Here is a 19,693-nt window from a genome sequence, read left to right on the forward strand (position 1 = left end):
ATTTATCCAACATATACGGACAAAAAATCTTTTGGATTTAAATGAACACTATTTATTAGCCATCAGTGGTGGGGTTGATAGCGTCTGCTTGGGGCATTTGCTGCATGCTGCGGGAGTGAAGTTTTCTTTGGCACATTTCAATTATGGACTTAGAAATGAGGAAAGCGATGGCGACGAATTGTTCGTTAGGGAAATGGCGAAATTTTGGGATGTTTCACTTTTTATCAACAAAGCAAACCCTGAAGATTTTGAAATCCAGGGGAAATCAATCCAAATGGTAGCGAGAGATCTCCGTTACGAATGGTTTGCCAAATTGGTAAAGGAAGACCAATATGCAGGAGTAATTGTAGCACATCATTTTGAAGATCAATTGGAAACGATCTTACTCAATCTGCTTCGCGGGACAGGAATAGAAGGTGTGTACGGAATGGCAGAAAAGCGGGATTACCTGATAAGACCAATGTTGCCATTCAAGAGAAATGAGATCGAAACGTACATGGTGGATCATAAGCTTCATTGGAGGATAGATAGCAGCAACCAAAAGAATGTCTATAAGAGAAATTTCTTGAGAAATGATGTCATTCCAAATATACTTCAAGGTTTTCCTGATGCATTGACGACCCTTGATGATAGTTTCCAAAGGCTGAAAGATACCGGAAAAGCTTTCTTTCACTTGTTTATGACTTGGAAATCGGAACACATTACAGAAGAGGGAGAGTTTCAATATTTGAAGGTTTCGGCGTTGAATTCCCTTCCGGGGAAAAATTCCATGGTTTATTATTGGCTTCGCGATTTTGGTTTTGGCTATTCAGATGTAGTGGACATAATAGGGGCAATTTCGAGTGGGGGTTCTGGCAAAATTTTCTATGCTGGGAAATACATGGTCAATGTAGATCGGGATATGGTCATTTTGGGAGAGAATAATTTTGAACAAAATGAATTGACTCTGGAGGCGACTTCAATTTCCATGAAAACCCAATTTTCGAAATATGATATTTTGCAATTAGAGATGCCATTTGATGTAGATAAAAATCCTGAAAATGCCATGCTGGATTTTGATAAGCTGGAATTTCCGCTTACTATTAGAAATTGGGAATTGGGGGACAGGTTTGTTCCACTTGGCATGAAAAATGAAAAGAAAGTGTCTGACCTTTTGATTGACCTGAAAGTTCCTATTATCAAAAAGAAATCAGTTTCGGTACTATGTTCGAAAGGGGAGATAGTTTGGGTAATAGGACTCAGAGTGAGTGAGAACTTCAAATTTGATGTCAACACCAAAAAAGTATTATATTTCAAAAAAAGATAAGTCATGATCAATCCATTCTCCAAGACATTTACTGCCTCAGAGCTAGCCGTTTTCGAGTTTTTGTCAGAAGTCAAATTTTTTGAACGTCTGAAAAACTCCGAGATGGCAAAGTTTCTACCTACTATCCACAATAGAAAGTATGTAAAAGATGAAGTGGTTTTTTTTAGAAACGACCCGAGTCAGGCGCTTTATATTTTGAGAAGAGGGAATGTTCGCTTGACTATTGATATTATGGATAGTTTTGAAACTATTCTGGAAGTAGGCAAAGGTGGGGCTTTTGGAGAAAACTCCCTGATGGAAAATGCAAAAAGGATCTACACAGCAATTGTGGATTCGGAAGAAGCTGAAATCATGGTTATCCCGCACTTTTCTGTCCAAGAGATTTTTGAAGCTAACCCAAAGATCAAAGCTAAAATGATGACTTCTTTGGCTGAGTTTTATAACCAAAACAATCAGAAATTATTTAGATCCTATCAGAGTTCGTTTGGATTTTTCAATTTGGCACAAATGTTTGAAGAATGAGCATTGGGGATTTCTCATGTATGCTTGTTTACCAAAATTATTTAGATAAGTTATGGTTTATTTTTTCATTAACAGTCATTGTTTAATAACTTAGCGGGACTTTTGAATAAATCATTAAAACTTAATAAAAAACATATAAATCATGGCTAAAGTAACCGTAGTTGGAGCTGGTAACGTAGGGGCAACTTGTGCTGACGTATTGGCATACAGAGAGATTGCCGAAGAAATTGTATTAGTGGACATCAAAGAAGGTGTGGCTGAAGGCAAGGCTTTGGATATCTGGCAAAAAGCTCCAATCAATCAGTATGACAGCAGAACTGTCGGAAGTACCAATGATTATTCTAAAACAGCTGATTCTGATGTAGTTGTGATCACTTCGGGTCTTCCAAGAAAACCAGGAATGACAAGGGATGATTTGATCGAAACCAATGCAGGAATCGTAAAATCAGTAACTGAGAACGTTATCAAATTCTCACCAAATGCAATCATTATCGTAGTTTCCAATCCATTGGATGTAATGACTTATCAAGCGCATATCACTTCCAAGCTTCCAAGAGCGAAGGTGATCGGTATGGCTGGAATCTTGGATACTGCTAGATACAGAGCATTTATCGCTGAAGAGTTGAACATTTCTCCAAAAGAAATCCAAGCGATCCTTATGGGTGGACATGGTGACACGATGGTTCCTCTTCCAAGATACACTACTGTTGCTGGTATCCCTGTTACAGAATTGATCGCCAAAGACACTTTGGATGCGATCATCGAGAGAACAAAATTCGGTGGTGGTGAATTGGTGAAATTGATGGGTACTTCAGCTTGGTATGCACCAGGATCTGCTGCTGCTCAGATGGTAGAAGCGATTTTGAAAAACCAAAGAAGAGTATTCCCAGTTTGTATCAAATTGGAAGGTGAATATGGTATCGACGATTGTTACTTGGGAGTACCTGTAATCTTAGGAAAGAACGGTGTAGAAAAAGTAATCGAATTGGATCTAAATGCTGAAGAAAAAGAACTTCTTGAAGTTTCTAGAGGACATGTCAAAGAAGTGATGAGCGTCTTGGACAAATTGTCAAGCAAATAGTAATTTAAAGTAATTTATCTTAAAAATCCCGGTTTATTGATCGGGATTTTTAGGTTTTATAAAGAATTGAAATTTAATTGCCGCCAGCAATTTCTAAGGTTGATACTCTAATTTTAAAAATATTTTGAGACCTCTTTAGTTCTTTTTGAATAAGCTTACGTATTTATTTCTGAATAAAATATGCCTCTTGGTCAAAGTAAGCTTCAATTAGCTTTTGATAACGATTATATAAAAAAAAAACACCGAATCAGTGCGAATAGTAAAGCAAATCTTAGTTTCTTTATTGGTAGTCTCCTTTTTGGTTGGAGGATACTTTTTCTACCATAGTTCATATTGGAAAGGTGAAAAAAACGCACTTGAAATAGTTTCACCGGATGCGATTTTTGTATTTGAGACACAAGAGCCAGTTTTGGCTTGGAATCAATTGGTAAGTCAACCGATTTGGAATAGGTTGACAGAGTTGCCTTCTGTCAATAATGCTGAAAACCAACTAGTCTCCTTAGATAGTCTTGTAGGAAGATCGGGTAATCTAGATCGTTCTTTAAAGGGGAATCAATTTGTGGTTTCATTGCACGCTGTAGGAAAAGACGAGTTTGATTTTTTGTTCACCATATCATTTAAAAATAGGTCAGATCAGGATTTTATCTCTTCTTTAGAAAAAAATCTTCCTGATTTATCGCAAATTACAAAAAGAAATTACAGCCAAATACCAGTTTATGAGTTGCAAAATGTGAATTTGGAAAGGAATCTAACCTATGCGAAGATAGGTAATATCATTGTGGCGAGTTATACTTCTTTTCTTGTTGAGGAGGCAATAAGACTTCATCAAAATTCTAGCGAACCAAATTTCAAATCTTCAAATAAGGTGTTGTTTGAGGAGTTGCCATCGTCAAAAGGTCTGGGAGTGTTTAGGCTGACAAGTTCTGGTCTATCCAAAATGGCTACAGTGGTTAGTAGAAAAGAGGATTTGAATTTAATCAAGCAATTTGCAACAAACGGACTTTCTGGTAACTTTGAACTGAATTTTTCTGAAGGGAAAATTTCTTTGAGAGGGGCTACTTTTTTTCAAAAAGGTCAAAAAATTGACTTTACGAAAGGAAATAGAGGTGTAAAAGAAGTTTCTAATTTCATACCTAATCGTACGTCGGTATTGTTTAGGTATAATTTGCAAAACGCTGCGCAACTATCAGCATTTATCAATGAAGATTTTCAGCCGAAATCCACAGTCTCTGGAGAAATTGAGAAAAATCTTATCCAAAAGGATTTTTTGAAGAGACTGACGGGGGATCTTACATTTATGATTTTTGAAACTCCAGTGAACCAAGAAGAAGATAGGATCATCCTTATCCAAACCTCTGATCTTGATTCTCAGCTTAGTCTTTTGAAAAACTTTAATGCGGGTGTTGGAAACGAAGAGTTTCCCTCGGATTTGCTGGATATTTATCAAGGGAAGGAAATATTTGTCGTTGCCACAGAAGATTTTCCCGCACATTTGTTTGATGGAAAATTCAGGGGTTTTTCAGAGACATATATTACAGGATTTAATGGGATGCTTGTGTTTGCCAATAGTGTGAAATCACTCAGGGTTTTTCTTGATGATATAGCGGCTGACAATACTTGGGGAAAAAGTCTGCAGCAGAAGCGAATTGCCAGTACTTTGAATAACGCATCTGGGTTTGATTTTGTGGTTAATGTGCCACGAATTTGGAGTAGTTTGGAGAATGTGAGTTCACCAAATTGGAAAGTATTTCTGCAGAAATATGCTCCTCAGCTAAAATCTCTTGATATATTGTCTATTGGTGTTTTGGAAAATGAAGATCTACATAAAACAGATATTGATTTCTCCTATTCTTTGAGGCCAATAAAGTCGGTTAGTGGTGTGGTGCTGACTGAAAACAAAGTTGTGAGGTTTCGTGATAATTTGATTTATGGACCAAAATCTATCCAGAATTTTAATGATCGAAGCTCTGAGTTTGTAGTCCAAGATGAAAATAATCTCGTTCATTTACTCACGGGAGAGGGAGAGATTGTGTTTTCACAAGCATTGGATGGGGTAATCACTTCTGACATTTTCCAAATTGATTTTTATAAAAACGGAAAGTTACAGTTACTTTTCGCAACTCAAAAAATGATATATATCATTGACAGACTTGGAGGTGTATTGCCAGGTTATCCTCTTGAGATTCCAGGGCGAAATATTACACATTTGAATTTGGTTGATTATGATAACAATAAAGATTATAGGCTCTTTGTCGGTACAGATCAGGCTGAGTTGTATTTAATCAACAAAAATGGGGATGCATTAGATGGTTGGAATCCACAGGTGATCTCTTCCAATTTAGTAGTTAAACCTGCTCATCATAGAATAGCAGGTGCAGGAGACATGATGTTGGCTTTGAATGAACAAGGTGATCTTTATTTTTTCAATAGAAGAGGCGAGAAAGTACTTGATTCACCAATAAAGATAGGGGGCTCCGTACGCTCTGATTATATCATTATTCAGAGAGGTAGTGCTTCTTCGAGTAGGTTGGTCACGGTTACAGAAGACGGAGAGGTAGTCAATGTCAACTTCAAAGGGGAAATGGGATATCGCAATCAATTGATGAGGCCAGATAGGGAGAGTCAGTTTTATTTGATCAAAGATCAGAAAGAAGATAGATTTGTTTTTGTAGTTCATGAATTCAATAAAATTTCAATCATGAATGCAGAATATGAGGAGTTGTTTTCTTATAATATTCTGTCTGAGGAATTAGAATTTCAGTTTTTTTCCTTTGGTTCCGACAAGAATATTTTTGTAGTAATTGACCCAACCCAGCAATTTACTTACCTTTTTAGTCTCAATGGCGAGCTGTTGAATACACTTCCTATAAGTACCAAAAACCAGATTGAAGTGAAGTATTCAAGTAGCCAAAATGAATACAGGATCTATGCTATTTCAGAAAATGAATTTGTAGAATACAGGTTGCCAATTTAGGTTTCGTACCTTTGTGGCTGAAATAAATCGAAATGTTTACAAAAATGCGCTTTACTTTAATCTTATTACTTTCATTCACATTCTTTTCCACACTTTCTGCTCAGGTAATATTGGATGAAAACCACATACCAGTTGACCCAGCGGAGCTTCACAGTCTCAACTCTCCTTATTCCGCTACGCTTACATTTTTTTATAATCTTCGGGAAGATAACTATGACCCAGAAACAGCCTCGGAAGTATTGAGGACTACAGGTCAATCATTAGAAGAATCAAAAAGACTTGCAATACAACTAAAGCAGATTTTTGATGGAAACGGTGTGTATGTGAGGATTAACGAGATCCCAAATGATCCAAATTACATAGACTCTCTACACAATAATCAGTCAAGATATTTTTTTGATACTAGGATTTTGCCTGGCGTGTATCTTGAAAAGCAAAATGAAGAATGGAAATTCAGTGCATTTACTGTAGATCAAATCCAAAGTCTTCATAAAGAAACCTATCCTTACGGCACTGATAAGCTATTGAACACACTTCCAAAACTTGGGAATGAAGTTTATTTGGGGCTTCATTTTTGGCAGTTGGCAGGGTTATTTATCTTGATTTTGCTTTTATTCCTTTCGCATAAAGTCATCACATTGGTTTTGGATAAGGGATTGCTCTATGCGTTGGAGAAATTTGGATACGGCTATGTGGGCGAGACCTACCTTTTGCCAGTTGCAAAGGTCATAAGTATCTATTTGATCATCATCCTTACCACGATATTTATCAGGATTCTTCAACTTCCAATCGAAATCGTGTCTTGGATCCTCTTATTGCTCAATGCAGCCAAGCCTTTTGTAGTCACGATTGTCTTTTATAAAATTGTCGATATCGTTTCTATGTATTTTGCCAAGCTGGCAGAAAAGACAGAATCCACTCTAGATGACCAGCTAGTACCATTATTGAGGAAGACACTCAAGGCATTTGTGGTGATAGTGGGTACACTGTATGTGTTGAAAGAAGGCCTGCAAGTTGATATTGTTCCCTTTTTGACAGGACTTTCTATTGGTGGTTTGGCATTTGCCCTAGCTGCTCAAGATACGATAAAGAATTTCTTTGGGTCGATTATGATTTTTATCGATAAGCCTTTTCAGGTTGGAGATTGGATCACGAGTGGAGATGTGGATGGGACTGTCGAGGAGGTAGGTTTTAGATCTACGAGAATCAGGACATTCAGGAATTCAGTCATGTATATTCCCAATGGAAAAATCGCTGATGCAACTATAGACAACCACGGACTAAGGCAATATAGAAGATTTTACACTACTCTGACCATTACTTATGATACTCCACCTCATTTGGTAGAGGCTTTTGTTCAGGGTTTGAGAAAAATAGTGGAATCACATCCTGATACCAGAAAAGATTATTACAACATCTATTTCAACAACCTTTCTGCTTATAGTCAGGATATTATGTTTTACGTCTTTTTCGAAGTGCCAAACTGGACCGAGGAATTGAGATCGAGACATGAGTTGCTGATTTCTATCGTCTCGTTGGCTAATCAATTAGATGTACGTTTTGCATTTCCTACGCAGACTTTGCACATGGAGAGCTTTCCTGAGAAGAAAACACTTGTTCCTGAATATAGTCCTGATGCGAAATCTTATCAAGCCAAATTGCAAGAGTTTGTTTCAAAGGAATTGAATAAAAAGGATTGATCAAAAGCATTTGTTTGTCAATTTCTACTTTAATCTAAACATTTCCAAAGATCAAGCTATAGATCATCACCGACACAAAAGCGAGGATGGGGCCAAGAACAATCATCAATAAGCCCCCGCTTCGAAAGTTCTTTTGCTCTATCATTCCTGTAGAATAAGCAATGGCATTGGAAGGTGTAGATACTGGAAGCAAAAGCGCACAAGAACAGCTCATCGCTACAATCAAAGGCGTAGCAAATCCCCAAATCCCAGGAAGAGCCAATCCTAAAGGTACCAAGATTGCTGCTGCTGCTGTATTGCTCATGATGTTGGAAATCAAGACGGCAATAATTGCAAATACAATTCCCACACCAAACATTGGAATGGGTAATTTCTCGATTTTCTCCATGATAATATCAGTCAATCCCACATCGACCATGGCTATTCCAAGTGCCAATCCACCCGCGACAAGCATCAATGTGTCCCAAGGTAACCTTCTCACATCTTCTGCAACAATGATTTGAAATAGTGTGAGAAGTACGATCGGAATAGCAGACGTGGCAGCTATAGGGATGTGGTGAATTGGCTCAGTTAGCCAAGCAATGATGGTGACAATCAATGTAAATAGAACTGCATTCTTTTTGAACCCTTTGACTTTGGTGTCAGTTTGTGTAAGTTTTTCCAAGTCCAAATTGATGTCTTTGATTTTGAGTGATTTTGAAAGGAATTTCCAGAATATGTATGTAGCTAATAGAGCTGTAGGAAGCCCAAAAATCATCCATTCTATAAATGTTATATTTATACCTTTCTCCTGCAATGCACCAACTGCAATAGCATTTGGTGTACTTCCGATGATCGTTCCCATTCCACCCAAAGTAGCAGCCGCAGGAATACCTACCAAAAGTGCTTTCGTATAAGTGGAGCTTTTGCCCATCAGATTAGCCAAGGGAAGGACAGAAGAGATCATCATGGCAGTAGTAGCTGTATTTGACATGACCATACTTCCGATAGCGGTAGTAAACATCAATCCCATCAACAATCGGTCGGGTTTGCTTCCGAATTTTTTTAAAGTAAATCGAAAAAGCGACTTGTCAAGACCTACTTGGGACATCGCTTCAGCAAGGAAAAAACCACCCAAAAGCAACCAAATCACATTACTAGTCCATGTGCCTAGGTACATCTCTACCGGTGTCCTATGATCTTCAAGGATAAAATCCGTTCCAAAACCTAAAAGTAGTCCTGCAATAATGAATATACCAACAGCAAATGGTGGAATAGCTTCGGTAATCCAAAGTCCTATAGCCAAAATTGATAGGAAAAACACATAGTTGGCATCGTCAGCATACCCGAGTTTATTGAAAAAATAGCCAATTACTAGAGCTAGAATAAAGTTTCCTGTGAAAGTAGAGGTGTTGAAAATCCAGCCTAGATTCAGTTTGCGATAAAGTCTTATGGCAGCTTGTCGAGAATCATTATAATCCATAGTGGTTTTATCAATTTTTACTAAGAATGGAAATTGCAATTGAATGCGTCAAAAACTATATACTGCTAAAACATCAAAGTAATAACAACATAAAGTTAAGTGATCGAATGTTTAAGATTTAGTCTTGAGTAAGAAATACAAGTTTAGATTTAACAGGTCAAGCTGGCATAAATGTGATGGTGAATTTTGTCCCTTTATTGACTTCACTTTCTACTTCGATATTACCATGGAGTTTTTTAATTTGATTGTATATTAAATATAAGCCTATTCCTTTGCTTTCTTCATGAAAATGAAATTTTTGATTGAGACCGAAAATCTTATCTTTCACTTTGTTCATATCAAATCCTATCCCATTATCCTCTACAGTTAGTATAGGGGTGTTATTTATTTTTTGGATTCGTATTTGAATGATAGGGGGGTGGCCTGGTTGTGCGTAGCGAATGGAATTAGTTATCAGATTCAAAAAGACACTTACCATGTACTCTCTATTGAACATCACTGTTTCTATTGGGGAAAAGTCAGCGTCAATGGTCGTAGAAGAGGATTTTATTAATGACTGTATAGAGCTTTTTACTTCCTTCAAAACATCTTCGAAATTCACAGGCTCTAGATTGAATTCATTAGAGCCTTTTTTACTTAACAAATCAACATAACTGTCAAGTTTGCTTTTTAAATTTTCTGTCGATTCTTCAAGAAACCCTAGTAATTCAAGATTTTCTTGATCATTGATTTTTGACTTGTCTATTAAATTCAAAATAGCCATGAAATTATTGACGGGAGACCTCAAATCATGTGTGGTTCTATATGTCAAATTTTCCATTTCTTTATTGATCATGATAAGATTGGAGAGCAATTGATTTCTTTCTGCCTCCAGCTTTTTCTTGTACGTGATGTCCTTTGCAATGGCAAAGACCAACCTGTCTTTTTCCAAAAACATAGAAGTCCATGAAAGCCACACGACCTCCCCATTTTTAGTAAGGTATCGATTTTCAAAATTTAAAAGTGGCTTACTTTTGATTAGTTCTTTTCTAGCTTTTGCAGTTATTTCTTGATCTTCGGGATGTACAAAATCGTTGATCGGTGTGTTAAACAGTGTCTCTTCATCATATCCCAAAAGCTTGCTGACAGCTGGGTTTATTTTTTTGAAAAATCCATCATAACCAGCTATACAAAATAAATCGGGAGAAATTTCGAAAAAATAGTCTAGTTTTTTAAGAATTTCGGGGTTTAGGTCTTTTCTAATCATAGTTTTGGTAATTATTAACTACAGATTATTGGTAACACATGCAAACATACATCTTATTTTAGGGCTTTGCATTTTTTTATTCTAAGTTGAAAAGTAAATTTTCAAAATTCTTATTCATCAATCCCCACCGAAATTCATGGTTTGGTGTTTTGTAACTATAGCCTTTGAAGCTATTCTTTAGGACTATTGGAGATTTGCTAATTTGATGACCAGAGAGCCAGCCATAGAAGCCAACTTCTTGACGGATTTTGTCTATCCAGCCTATCACGACAAAATCTTTGTTTTGAGGTTTTTGTTCCTGTGGATAACCATAAGTCCAATTGTCATTCGGGGGATTGCTTGTTGACTTCAAAGCAACTTTCACATCGATTTTTTTTCCATTGATCAGAAAATCAAATTCGTCCGAATTCCTATTATCGAATCTCTTCGTGTCAATTTCGTATTTGACAGACATTTGTTCTAGCCAATGGGCAAAAGCAAGCTCACCAAGGCAGCCAAGAAAAGCCTTGCTAAATCTTTCACCTGCACTCAACCCAAATCGGGAATAAAGCCCATTTTTTATCATTTCTGAGGCTTTTTTTCTAGCCTTTTTTTCAATGAGTTCAAAATCAAAATTTGTGATAATCATAAAAAGTTAAGTTTAAATAGTTAAAGAATGATTTTGTTAAAACACGAAGGTCCCTTGGTTTTCAAGCTCCTTCAATTCAAAATACTTAAATCCAGAATCAATTTTTGGAAGGGAATTTTTATGTTTTTTGTGTAAAAGACTTAATCTTTTGTGTGTGATTTCGGATATTTTTCTAAAGCCATTTCTGTATGCTTCCGTGTTATGTTTGATAGTTTCTGGCAGTTGTACACAGATATATTTTCTTTTTCCCAAATCTTTTTCGTTCATCTCCAATACAGCCTGTGCTGTAGCACCAGAGCCAGCAAAGAAGTCCAAGAATATTCCCTCAGAATCATCCGAAAAACCCAAAAGATACTTGATCAAACTAGGAGGTTTGGGAAAGTCAAAAACTTTTGCTCCCAGCATTGCCTGCAATTCCTTACTCGCAGTTTCATTGGTGTCCACACCTACCTTGTGATTGATCAGGTTAGGAGGGACTTCTTCATCATAGGAAAGTTTTTCGTAAGATGGACTAAGTTTGATTGTGGGAATTTGTATGAAAGTTCCTTTTTTGATCTCTTCATCCAGCTTTGGCTGTGTCCATTTGAATTTTGCTTTGAGGGTTACTTTTTTAATGAAAAAACCAGCTTTAACTTCTGTATCTTCCAATAATTCGATTGTATACTTATCAGTACCGTAGTTGCCTTTTGGGATTTTCCCATCAGGGATTCTTGTGGTAACTTTGTTTTTTGGGAAAGTCAAAATGTTGATTGCGTTGCTTTGATTGAGTAATCCATTGCTGCTTGGACTTGTTTTCTTTATTCCTTTGAACTTGCTTTTATCTTTCAATTTTTGATAGCAAAGGACATATTCTACTACTTTTTTGCTCTTTCGGGAAAGATTGGCCGGGGTTTCGGATTTCACCCAAGAAAAAATCTCAATATAATTTTCTTCTCCAAACACTTCATCCATCAAAAGCTTCAGGTTTGCAAGCTCATGATCATCAATGCTTACGAAGATCAGTCCATCATTTCTTAGGAGCTTTCTTCCCAAGATCAATCTTGGATAGATCATCGATAGCCAATTGGAATGGATTGATTCGAAGTGGTTTTCTGGTTTTTGACTTGATTTGGCACTGGAAAATTTATCAGTATAGACAAAGCTTTCTGATCCCGTGTTATATGGTGGATCTATATAGATAGCCTTGATTCTTTCGGTGAAATCCTCTTGAAGCAGCTTTAGCGCATCTAGGTTATCACCTTCAATAAAAATGTTTTCAGAAGAATTGAATTCAATGGATTTTTCAGGGTTTGGGGTAAGTTTGAAATTTGATTTGGAAAGAGCTTGGTTTTTGGAGGCTTCCTTCCCCAGCCATTGTAATCCTGACTTTATTTGATTTTCATTTTGTAGAATTTCATCTAGTTTTTTTAGATCAAGTTCATCATTAAAAAAAGCTTTGGGATGCTTTTTTTTAAGCATGTCAAGGAGTTTGTCAATAGTCTCAAAAGTGTATTCGGTCATAGTCAATGATAGTGTCTATTTAAATATTTATGGAATTGAAAAAAGAGGAATTTTAAAATTTAGTTTAAAATTATGAAAAATGGAACATGAATAAACAGAACTTTGCCAGTAATGATAGAAAAACCTGATTTAGCCTAGATCTGATATTAATTGATAATAAAATAAGCGAACAGTCAACTATGAAATCAATGCTTATGGCAAAAAAGCTTGTAATCATAAAATGGAAATACATAAGATTAGATTCTGTTTAAATCAGGCTAATTTTCATCAATTATTTTGCTTAACACTTTGGTCAAAATGTAAATTGATTTAGCCTTGTGTTTTCAAATTTGCTTTATTGAATGGATAAGTTTTGTATTATTTTTAAAAAAGCAATTAACCCAATCATTTCTGTATTACCTTTTATAGGGAATTGATCCGAACCAGAATAGACTACAAATTTCTTGGTGGCTTTTATGTCTTCAGCTGCTCTATGGAATCCCGAACTGATACTTGGTGCAAGGGATTTTTTGATTTCAATAGCCCAGACTGCATCATCCGGTCCTTCCAGTACCAAATCAATTTCATTTTGATTGCTTGAGCGGTAATAGGAAGGCTTCCAGGTAGAAGGCAGGGAGTTGAGCGTGTTTTCTATCACAAAACCTTCCCAACTGGAACCAACCAACGGATGACCTAGAAGCTGATCAAAACTCGAAATATTCAATAAATTGTGTAACAGTCCTGAATCACGGATATAGACTTTTGGAGATTTGACCAGTCTTTTTTTTGTATTTCCTGACCAAGGTTGTAGCTGACGAACCATAAAAAAGTCCTGCAAAGTATCAAGATATGTTCTGATGGTAGTATGGCTCACTTCGAGACTTTTTCCTATTTCGCTAAGTACCGCTTGCTGGCCGTGATAATGTGCCAGCATCATCCAAAACCTCTTCATTCTCGCAGCAGGTACTTGTGGGCCAAATAAAGGGATGTCTTTTTCAACATAAGTGCCGATAAAATCATAGCGCCAGTCCCAACTATCCTTGTCATTTTTTGCCAAATAACTATCTGGAAAGCCTCCTCTAAACCACAATTTTTCAAAATTGAATCCTAGAGAGTCATCCTCATACAATTCCCAAGCCGTAAAGGGAGTGAGTTCTAAGTACCTGATCCTACCAGCCAAGGTTTCAGAGGATTGTTGCAAGAGGTCTTTTGATGCAGAACCAAGAAGAAGAAAATGCCCAGCTTTTTCACCTGCTCTTTTTCGAATATCTATCAGTCCTCTGAGTGTCTTAAAGAGTTCAGGTTTCCTCTGTACCTCATCTATTATCAGAAGTTGATTTTCAAATCTTCTTAAATAGCTTTCCGCATCGTCCAACTTTGCCAGATCGGAATCCAATTCCAAATCTAAGTAATGGATAGGTTTACCTATCACTGCCCGTGATAGTTCTAGCGCTAAGGTAGTTTTTCCCACCTGCCTTGGGCCAAGAATTACGGCTACGGGCATGGATCCTAAACCATGATTCAACTTACTTTCAAGATCTCTTTGTATCATGATAAACTTCAATTTGGATGAAAATAATAAAAAAGTATGTAATTTGAAAGTTTGACTTTCGAATTACATAAAAAAATAATTAAAATTATGTAATTTGAAAGTTTAAATAGGTTTTATGTCGAGGATAATTAGAATGTTTGTTTAAAGTTTTTAATCTAAAAATCAATTCATAAGATTTTCAGTAATAAATGAAGACAATAAAAAATTCAGCGATGGCAAAAATGAGTTTGGTGAAGAGTTGATGATTTGTAGTTCTGATCCTTTAATTGGATATTAATACAGGCTTTGGCTGAAAAATAACAAAAGGATTTGTCCAAAAAGAGAAAAACCCCTTCAGAATTGCTTCTAAAGGGGTTTTTTGTACCCAGAGCCGGAGTCGAACCGGCACGCCTTGCGGCATTGGTGTTTGAGACCAACGCGTCTACCAATTCCGCCATCTGGGCAGGTAAACTCTCCGTTCCTTGCTGAACGGGATGCAAATATGAATACTATTTTTTTTCTGTGCAAGCCTCTTAGGGCAGTTCTATGATTTTTTTTGCACTAAATGCACTTGGTTTTTCTGAGAAAAGTGGCTTTGTGACGCTCCATACAGATTTAAATAGTTCAGAATCACGGTATTGATTCAACGCTTTTTCGTCTTCCCAAAAACTGTACGTCATGAAAATATTTTTAAAATTTTCATCTTGCCATAGCTCCAAATGATGACAACCTGGAAAATTTCTGATCTTTTCCTTATTTCGATTGAAATTCTCTAGAAACTCTTCCACCTTATTTTCCTGGAAAGTCATTCTTACAATTCGCTTCAGCATCCTATTCCTCAGTTTCAAAATTGATGTAAATAGGGCTATCTAACCTCAACCCCAACAAATCTGAACCATGACCATGATTAATACCAATCTCCAAGAGGTCCAAGCTGTTGAAAAAGGCAAAACAATCTCCAGGTTCGACATTGTCGTAGGATTTGTTGATTTTAGTCAATCCTTCTCGGCTAAACTCTATCACAAACCTCCCAGGATTCAGTTTTTCAAAAGCTTCTTTTTTGATATTTGTGATCAAGTTCCCATAATTGTCCACCCTCACGACATGGCCGACGATCTGTTTTCTTGTTGCTTTGAATTGTCGGGACATCATTTTTTTCATCTGCATCAAAGGCCCTCCAAAATCATGGATGGCAGCACCAGAAGCTACTTTGGCGGCAATTGGTGCCAGGATGTCTTTTGCAGGGAATGTACTATCTTTGAGATGGATATCTGCAAACTGAACGATGATGCCTGGATCATAATCAGCCAAAAGACTTAATACTCCATTGTTTGGGCCGATAAAAATATGCTCTTCAAGTTTGATTCCTATAAAACCATCTGTCATATTACTCGTTCCATTTAGGGCAACTAGATGAACTGTTCCTTTAGGAAAATCCTTATAGACAGCTCTCAATACAAATGCTGCATGGGCGATATCATAGGTGTCTATCTTGTGAGAAATATCAATGATGTTCAGTTGGGGATTGATGGATAACATTTTCGCCTTCACTGCGGGAACATAATAGTCGCCGTCTCCAAAATCTGAAATGAATGTTATCAGTGCCATATAAGCAAGTCGATTAAAATTTATATTTTTGTAACAAGTATGAACAAAAGTAGGAATTTTATCCTTACACCATAAACAAACATCTAAATCAAATTCAATAGATTGGTAGAAAAAGTAATTACTTTAGAAAATATTTCGTTACTGGACTTTTTGGGTTCTGAAAACGAAAATATCCGACAGATTGCCGCGGCTTTTCCACAAAGCAAGATTGTTTCGAGAGGCAATGAAATCAGGATTCAAGGACGTGCACCTGAGATTTTGAGGATCAATGATGTCATCAATATGCTTCTTCAGCATTTCAACCGATTCGGAAACATTACACCTGAACATGTAAAAGAATACATTACGCTCGAGGGAGTACCCTTTGACGAAAACCAAAGGAATGATGTGATTGTTTATGGTAATAAAGGTTTGGTCGTCAAGCCGAAATCTGCAAATCAGAGGAAGTTGGTAGAATCGGCTTCAAAAAATGATTTGGTATTTGCTCTAGGTCCAGCTGGTACTGGAAAAACGTACATAGCTGTAGCTTTGGCAGTACGTGCTCTGAAAAATAGAGAGGTGAAAAGAATCATCATTACCCGTCCAGCAGTGGAAGCAGGTGAGAATCTAGGATTTTTGCCTGGTGATTTGCAGGAAAAACTGGATCCATATTTAAGACCAATTTATGATGCGTTAAGTGACATGGTTCCTTCCGAAAAATTGAAATTTTATCAGGAAACCAGAGTGATTGAAATTGCCCCTTTGGCTTATATGAGAGGGAGAACTCTACACGATGCGTTTGTCTTGTTAGATGAAGCACAAAACACTACAAGTGAACAAATAAAGATGTTTTTGACGAGGATGGGGCCTAATTCAAAGGTCATTATCACTGGTGATCAAACTCAAGTTGATCTTCCGAAAAGACAGAAATCTGGCTTAAGTGAATCGCTACATGTCCTCAAAGATGTAAAAGGCATAGGGATCGTCAATCTTAGCGGAAAAGATGTAATCAGACATAAATTAGTCAAGGCAATCATTGAAGCTTACGAGCAGGATGAAGCTGACAAATTGCAGAAAAGAGATGAGTATAAAAGTAGAAAAAGTAAAGACGAAGGAGCAGCTTGATAAAATTTTCAAGATTCGTGAGGAAGTTTTTGTCGTCGAACAGCAAGTGGATCCTCGTGAGGAGTATGATGAGTTTGAAGAAACATCTACGCATTTCTTCGCAACCATAGATGATCATGCAGCTGGCACAGCTAGGTGGAGATTCACCAAAAATGGAATAAAGCTAGAGCGTTTTGCAGTATTGAAATCAATGAGAGGGAAAGGAGTTGGACAAGCTCTCGTACAGGCTGTTATTGATGATATTGCTTCAACTGACTCTGCAAAAGGCAAGTTGCTCTATATGCATGCCCAACTTACGGCGATTCCGCTTTATGCAAAGTTTGGATTTGAAAAAGTTGGCGAGATGTTTGAGGAATGTAACATATTGCATTACCAAATGGAAAAGTATTTATAATTTTACGACAGTTTTTATTGATTAAACAAATTTTAAAAGTCATGAATAAAATATTACTAACAGTATTCGCTTTTTTTCTTTTCGCTACCTCTCTTTCAGCGCAGTCAGTGATGGAAAAAGAACACAGCACAGGTGAGATCAAACTAAATTTCCTCAATACAATTCTTCTTGGTTCGGTAGAAATAGGATATGAACATTTCATAGAAAAGGACCAATCTATTGGAGTAGAAATTCACTTCAATGATAGATTCGCCTATGTTGGCACAAATGACAATAAGGATTTTAGTGCAACTTCAATTTTAGCATCTTACAATTTTTATTTTGTTGGTGACGAGAATGGAAAGCTTTACATATCTCCCTTCGCTAAGTATAGATTTGGAGATTTTACAGAAATTGAAAACAACGTTACAAATATTGTTGACATGAATAGTTTTCTTATCGGGCTTGGTGCAGGATACAAGTGGGTGTTTAATGACAAGTTCGCTTTCGGTCCTTATGCTTCTATAGCACGAGGATTTAGCAAAGAAGTAAATGATCGATTTGCAGCCGTGGAATTTAAAGCTGGGTTTTCTGTAGGTTACAGATTCTAAAATAAAAAATTAAACGTTTTTAAACATTTAGAGGAGCTATATTTAGCTCCTTTTTTGTTTTATTCGCTAGAATTAATCAAACTTTTCTTGGTTATGATATTTAGCGAGTTCCCATTTTTAAGATACTCCTTCTTTTTTGTCTTTGGAGTGTTGCTTTATCCCATTACAGGGTTTCTGCCAATTGTTTGGATGATCGGAGTTTTGTCTGCTATCTATTTGATTTATATTTTTTTGGTCATAAAGAATAAGTCAAACAAATCTTATTCTTACAGAACCGCAATCCCATTGCTAGCATATATGCAACTGATATTATGTGGGATTATTTTCACAAGTCTTAAGGACATCAAAAATCAAAAGAACCATCTAATTCATTTCGAGGGCCAAGGCAAGTTTTACTTAGCTGTCGCTTTGGCAAATGATGATCCAAAACCAAATTCAATAGCAAACCGCGTGAAGGTCATTTCTATAATGGATTCGCTAGGTCAAAAATTAAACCTGTCTGGGGAAGTGATAATTTATCACAAAAGTGACCAAATAATTATACCCGGTGATTTGATGATCATTTCAGGCATGCCTCAACTTATATCTGGTCCAAAAAATCCCAGTGAGTTCAATTATCAAAAATTCATGTTGAGACAGCAGCTTGCTCACAGTCATTTTATTGGTGAGAAATTCCTGAAAGTTGGAAATGTTTCTGTGCAACCTGTTGAGGATTTTTTCTTGGGGTTGCGATCGAGAATCATGGCTACTATGGATAGTCTAATCATAGACCCACATGCCAATCAAGTAGCGAAAGCTTTGCTTCTTGGTCAGAAAAAAAACCTTGATAAAGAAATCAATGAAGCTTATGTCACCGCAGGTGCGATGCATGTTTTGGCTGTTTCTGGATTGCACGTGGGGATTATCTATGGATTCTTTTTTCTTTTTATAAAACCCTATAGGCTAAAAATATGGAAGCGGGTAATATATCTTTCTATTATTATTCTTCTCATTTGGGCTTATGCTTTATTGACTGGGATGTCTCCGTCTGTAATGCGGGCAGCGACTATGTTTTCCTTGATGGCATTGGCGCAGATGAAGTCAAGAAACCCATCCATTTTTAATGCAATAGCGCTTTCAGCTCTGATTTTACTATTGTATGATCCGTTTTTGATTTATGCAGTAGGATTTCAGCTGTCTTACTTGGCATTGACAGGGATCCTGTTGATCCAGCCGATTTTGGTAAAGCTTTGGGTCCCCAAATCTAAAATTATGGATTATTTATGGCAAATCAGTACTGTGGGAATAGCTGCCCAGTTCATGACTTTCCCGATTTCCGCTTACTATTTTCATGTATTCCCAACTTACTTTATTCTTTCAAATCTTATTGTGATTCCAGGGGCTTTTTTAATTATGGCTTTTGGAGTTCCTTTTATGCTTTTTTCTGAAATCAAATTACTTGCTGAACCTTTAGCTTGGGTGACTGAGAAGCTGATTTGTTTGGTCAATCTTTTGATTTTTAAGATTCAGGATTTCCCATATTCCAAAATTGACCAGATTTTTCTCAAAGTTGATTTCATGATCATATATTGGGTGATTTTGACATTAGTCTTATTGATTTGTATCAAGCCCCAAAAAAATTATCTATACATCACTCTATTTGTATTGTTAGTGTATGGAGCCTTTGGCATCTTAACGGTAATTGTAAAACCCGATTCAAGCTTAATCATCTACAGTACAAAATCTGGATTGGCTATTGATTACAAAGGGCTCTATTTTTTTGATCACGAACTTGATGTTGCTGATTTGGAATATAAAGTATTGCCAAATAGAAAAGCGAACGAAGTGAATGAGAGTCTCCCTATGGTATGGTTTGAAAACGACAGCGAGTGGCTAGTGCCTTTGCCTGATCAAAAAGAGTACTTTAAAATCTCAAAATCAAAGTATTTTATTACAAACACCCAATTATTTGTAGTACAAAAGTTTGTAAATGGTCAATGGGAATCTGCGAATGAACAAGACAGTTTAAGGATTGGTGAAACAGCCTATAAATTGAGATTTAAAGAATAAGCTTTTGTTAACCGAATCT

The 19,693-nt window shown here is 36.6% G+C and carries 16 protein-coding genes and 1 tRNA gene; 9 read left to right on the forward strand and 8 right to left on the reverse strand.

Annotated features, from left to right (window positions below):
* Positions 1-31: 31 nt before the first annotated feature.
* From tilS to MM213_RS05110, 5 genes are all read left to right on the forward strand, one after another.
* Entirely contained in the window at positions 32-1,306 is a 1,275-nt protein-coding gene (gene tilS, locus MM213_RS05090; protein WP_241410390.1) for a tRNA lysidine(34) synthetase TilS, read from the forward strand.
* A gap of 3 nt (positions 1,307-1,309) precedes the next feature.
* Positions 1,310-1,828 carry a Crp/Fnr family transcriptional regulator gene (locus tag MM213_RS05095; protein WP_241410391.1) on the forward strand — a complete coding sequence of 173 codons (519 nt, stop codon included), beginning with the start codon at positions 1,310-1,312 and terminating at the stop codon, positions 1,826-1,828.
* Between the two features lie 142 nt (positions 1,829-1,970).
* Complete coding sequence (mdh, locus tag MM213_RS05100; RefSeq protein ID WP_241410392.1) at positions 1,971-2,909, forward strand: malate dehydrogenase; 939 nt, start codon at positions 1,971-1,973, stop codon at positions 2,907-2,909.
* A 250-nt stretch (positions 2,910-3,159) separates the two neighbouring features.
* Complete coding sequence (locus MM213_RS05105; protein ID WP_241410393.1) at positions 3,160-5,883, forward strand: hypothetical protein; 2,724 nt, start codon at positions 3,160-3,162, stop codon at positions 5,881-5,883.
* 44 nt (positions 5,884-5,927) lie between these two features.
* On the forward strand, positions 5,928-7,583 hold the full coding sequence (locus MM213_RS05110; protein WP_241410394.1) for a mechanosensitive ion channel family protein: 1,656 nt from the start codon (positions 5,928-5,930) through the stop codon (positions 7,581-7,583).
* A gap of 34 nt (positions 7,584-7,617) precedes the next feature.
* Here the strand turns inward: MM213_RS05110 and MM213_RS05115 are convergent, their stop codons facing one another.
* From MM213_RS05115 to MM213_RS05150, 8 genes are all read right to left on the reverse strand, one after another.
* Positions 7,618-9,045 (reverse strand): SLC13 family permease, encoded by a 1,428-nt coding sequence (locus MM213_RS05115; protein WP_241410395.1) that lies wholly within the window; start codon positions 9,043-9,045, stop codon positions 7,618-7,620.
* A 157-nt stretch (positions 9,046-9,202) separates the two neighbouring features.
* Complete coding sequence (locus MM213_RS05120) at positions 9,203-10,291, reverse strand: PAS domain-containing sensor histidine kinase (protein WP_241410396.1); 1,089 nt, start codon at positions 10,289-10,291, stop codon at positions 9,203-9,205.
* A 76-nt stretch (positions 10,292-10,367) separates the two neighbouring features.
* Complete coding sequence (locus MM213_RS05125; RefSeq protein ID WP_241410397.1) at positions 10,368-10,919, reverse strand: hypothetical protein; 552 nt, start codon at positions 10,917-10,919, stop codon at positions 10,368-10,370.
* A 36-nt stretch (positions 10,920-10,955) separates the two neighbouring features.
* Entirely contained in the window at positions 10,956-12,377 is a 1,422-nt protein-coding gene (locus tag MM213_RS05130) for a site-specific DNA-methyltransferase (protein WP_241410398.1), read from the reverse strand.
* A gap of 376 nt (positions 12,378-12,753) precedes the next feature.
* Positions 12,754-13,950 carry an ATP-binding protein gene (locus MM213_RS05135; RefSeq protein WP_241410399.1) on the reverse strand — a complete coding sequence of 399 codons (1,197 nt, stop codon included), beginning with the start codon at positions 13,948-13,950 and terminating at the stop codon, positions 12,754-12,756.
* Between the two features lie 361 nt (positions 13,951-14,311).
* A tRNA-Leu gene (locus MM213_RS05140) sits at positions 14,312-14,393 on the reverse strand.
* A 69-nt stretch (positions 14,394-14,462) separates the two neighbouring features.
* Positions 14,463-14,759 (reverse strand): putative quinol monooxygenase, encoded by a 297-nt coding sequence (locus MM213_RS05145; RefSeq protein ID WP_241410400.1) that lies wholly within the window; start codon positions 14,757-14,759, stop codon positions 14,463-14,465.
* Position 14,760: 1 nt separating this feature from the next.
* The gene (locus tag MM213_RS05150; RefSeq protein WP_241410401.1) at positions 14,761-15,537 is read right to left on the reverse strand and encodes an SAM hydrolase/SAM-dependent halogenase family protein; all 777 of its coding nucleotides are present in this window, start codon (positions 15,535-15,537) and stop codon (positions 14,761-14,763) included.
* 102 nt (positions 15,538-15,639) lie between these two features.
* Between MM213_RS05150 and MM213_RS05155 the strand changes: the two genes are divergently transcribed.
* The 4 genes from MM213_RS05155 (at position 15,640) to MM213_RS05170 (ending at position 19,674) form a co-directional block, all read left to right on the forward strand.
* A complete protein-coding gene (locus MM213_RS05155) occupies positions 15,640-16,641 on the forward strand; it encodes a PhoH family protein (RefSeq protein WP_241410402.1) in 1,002 nt (333 codons plus the stop codon).
* Positions 16,598-17,035, forward strand: a complete 438-nt coding sequence (locus MM213_RS05160) for a GNAT family N-acetyltransferase (RefSeq protein WP_241410403.1) — start codon at positions 16,598-16,600, stop codon at positions 17,033-17,035. The genes MM213_RS05155 and MM213_RS05160 overlap by 44 nt, the downstream gene beginning before the upstream one ends.
* 41 nt (positions 17,036-17,076) lie before the next feature.
* Positions 17,077-17,625, forward strand: coding sequence for a DUF3575 domain-containing protein (locus MM213_RS05165; RefSeq protein ID WP_241410404.1), 549 nt, complete (start codon positions 17,077-17,079; stop codon positions 17,623-17,625).
* Positions 17,626-17,718: 93 nt separating this feature from the next.
* Entirely contained in the window at positions 17,719-19,674 is a 1,956-nt protein-coding gene (locus tag MM213_RS05170) for a ComEC/Rec2 family competence protein (protein WP_241410405.1), read from the forward strand.
* The last annotated feature ends 19 nt before the right edge of the window (positions 19,675-19,693 follow it).

The organism is Belliella alkalica (assembly GCF_022549785.1).
In the GTDB taxonomy this organism is placed as follows: Bacteria; Bacteroidota; Bacteroidia; order Cytophagales; family Cyclobacteriaceae; genus Belliella; species Belliella alkalica.

Bases quoted from the DNA above. Each gene is read 5' to 3' on its own strand.
- MM213_RS05125 (WP_241410397.1), bottom strand. From the start codon at position 10,919: ATGATTATCACAAATTTTGATTTTGAACTCATTGAAAAAAAGGCTAGA.
- MM213_RS05160 (WP_241410403.1), top strand. From the start codon at position 16,598: ATGAGTATAAAAGTAGAAAAAGTAAAGACGAAGGAGCAGCTTGATAAA.
- MM213_RS05120 (WP_241410396.1), bottom strand. From the start codon at position 10,291: ATGATTAGAAAAGACCTAAACCCCGAAATTCTTAAAAAACTAGACTAT.
- MM213_RS05135 (WP_241410399.1), bottom strand. From the start codon at position 13,950: ATGATACAAAGAGATCTTGAAAGTAAGTTGAATCATGGTTTAGGATCC.
- MM213_RS05170 (WP_241410405.1), top strand. From the start codon at position 17,719: ATGATATTTAGCGAGTTCCCATTTTTAAGATACTCCTTCTTTTTTGTC.
- mdh (WP_241410392.1), top strand. From the start codon at position 1,971: ATGGCTAAAGTAACCGTAGTTGGAGCTGGTAACGTAGGGGCAACTTGT.
- MM213_RS05165 (WP_241410404.1), top strand. From the start codon at position 17,077: ATGAATAAAATATTACTAACAGTATTCGCTTTTTTTCTTTTCGCTACC.
- MM213_RS05115 (WP_241410395.1), bottom strand. From the start codon at position 9,045: ATGGATTATAATGATTCTCGACAAGCTGCCATAAGACTTTATCGCAAA.
- MM213_RS05145 (WP_241410400.1), bottom strand. From the start codon at position 14,759: ATGCTGAAGCGAATTGTAAGAATGACTTTCCAGGAAAATAAGGTGGAA.
- MM213_RS05110 (WP_241410394.1), top strand. From the start codon at position 5,928: ATGCGCTTTACTTTAATCTTATTACTTTCATTCACATTCTTTTCCACA.
- MM213_RS05150 (WP_241410401.1), bottom strand. From the start codon at position 15,537: ATGGCACTGATAACATTCATTTCAGATTTTGGAGACGGCGACTATTAT.
- MM213_RS05130 (WP_241410398.1), bottom strand. From the start codon at position 12,377: ATGCTTAAAAAAAAGCATCCCAAAGCTTTTTTTAATGATGAACTTGAT.
- MM213_RS05095 (WP_241410391.1), top strand. From the start codon at position 1,310: ATGATCAATCCATTCTCCAAGACATTTACTGCCTCAGAGCTAGCCGTT.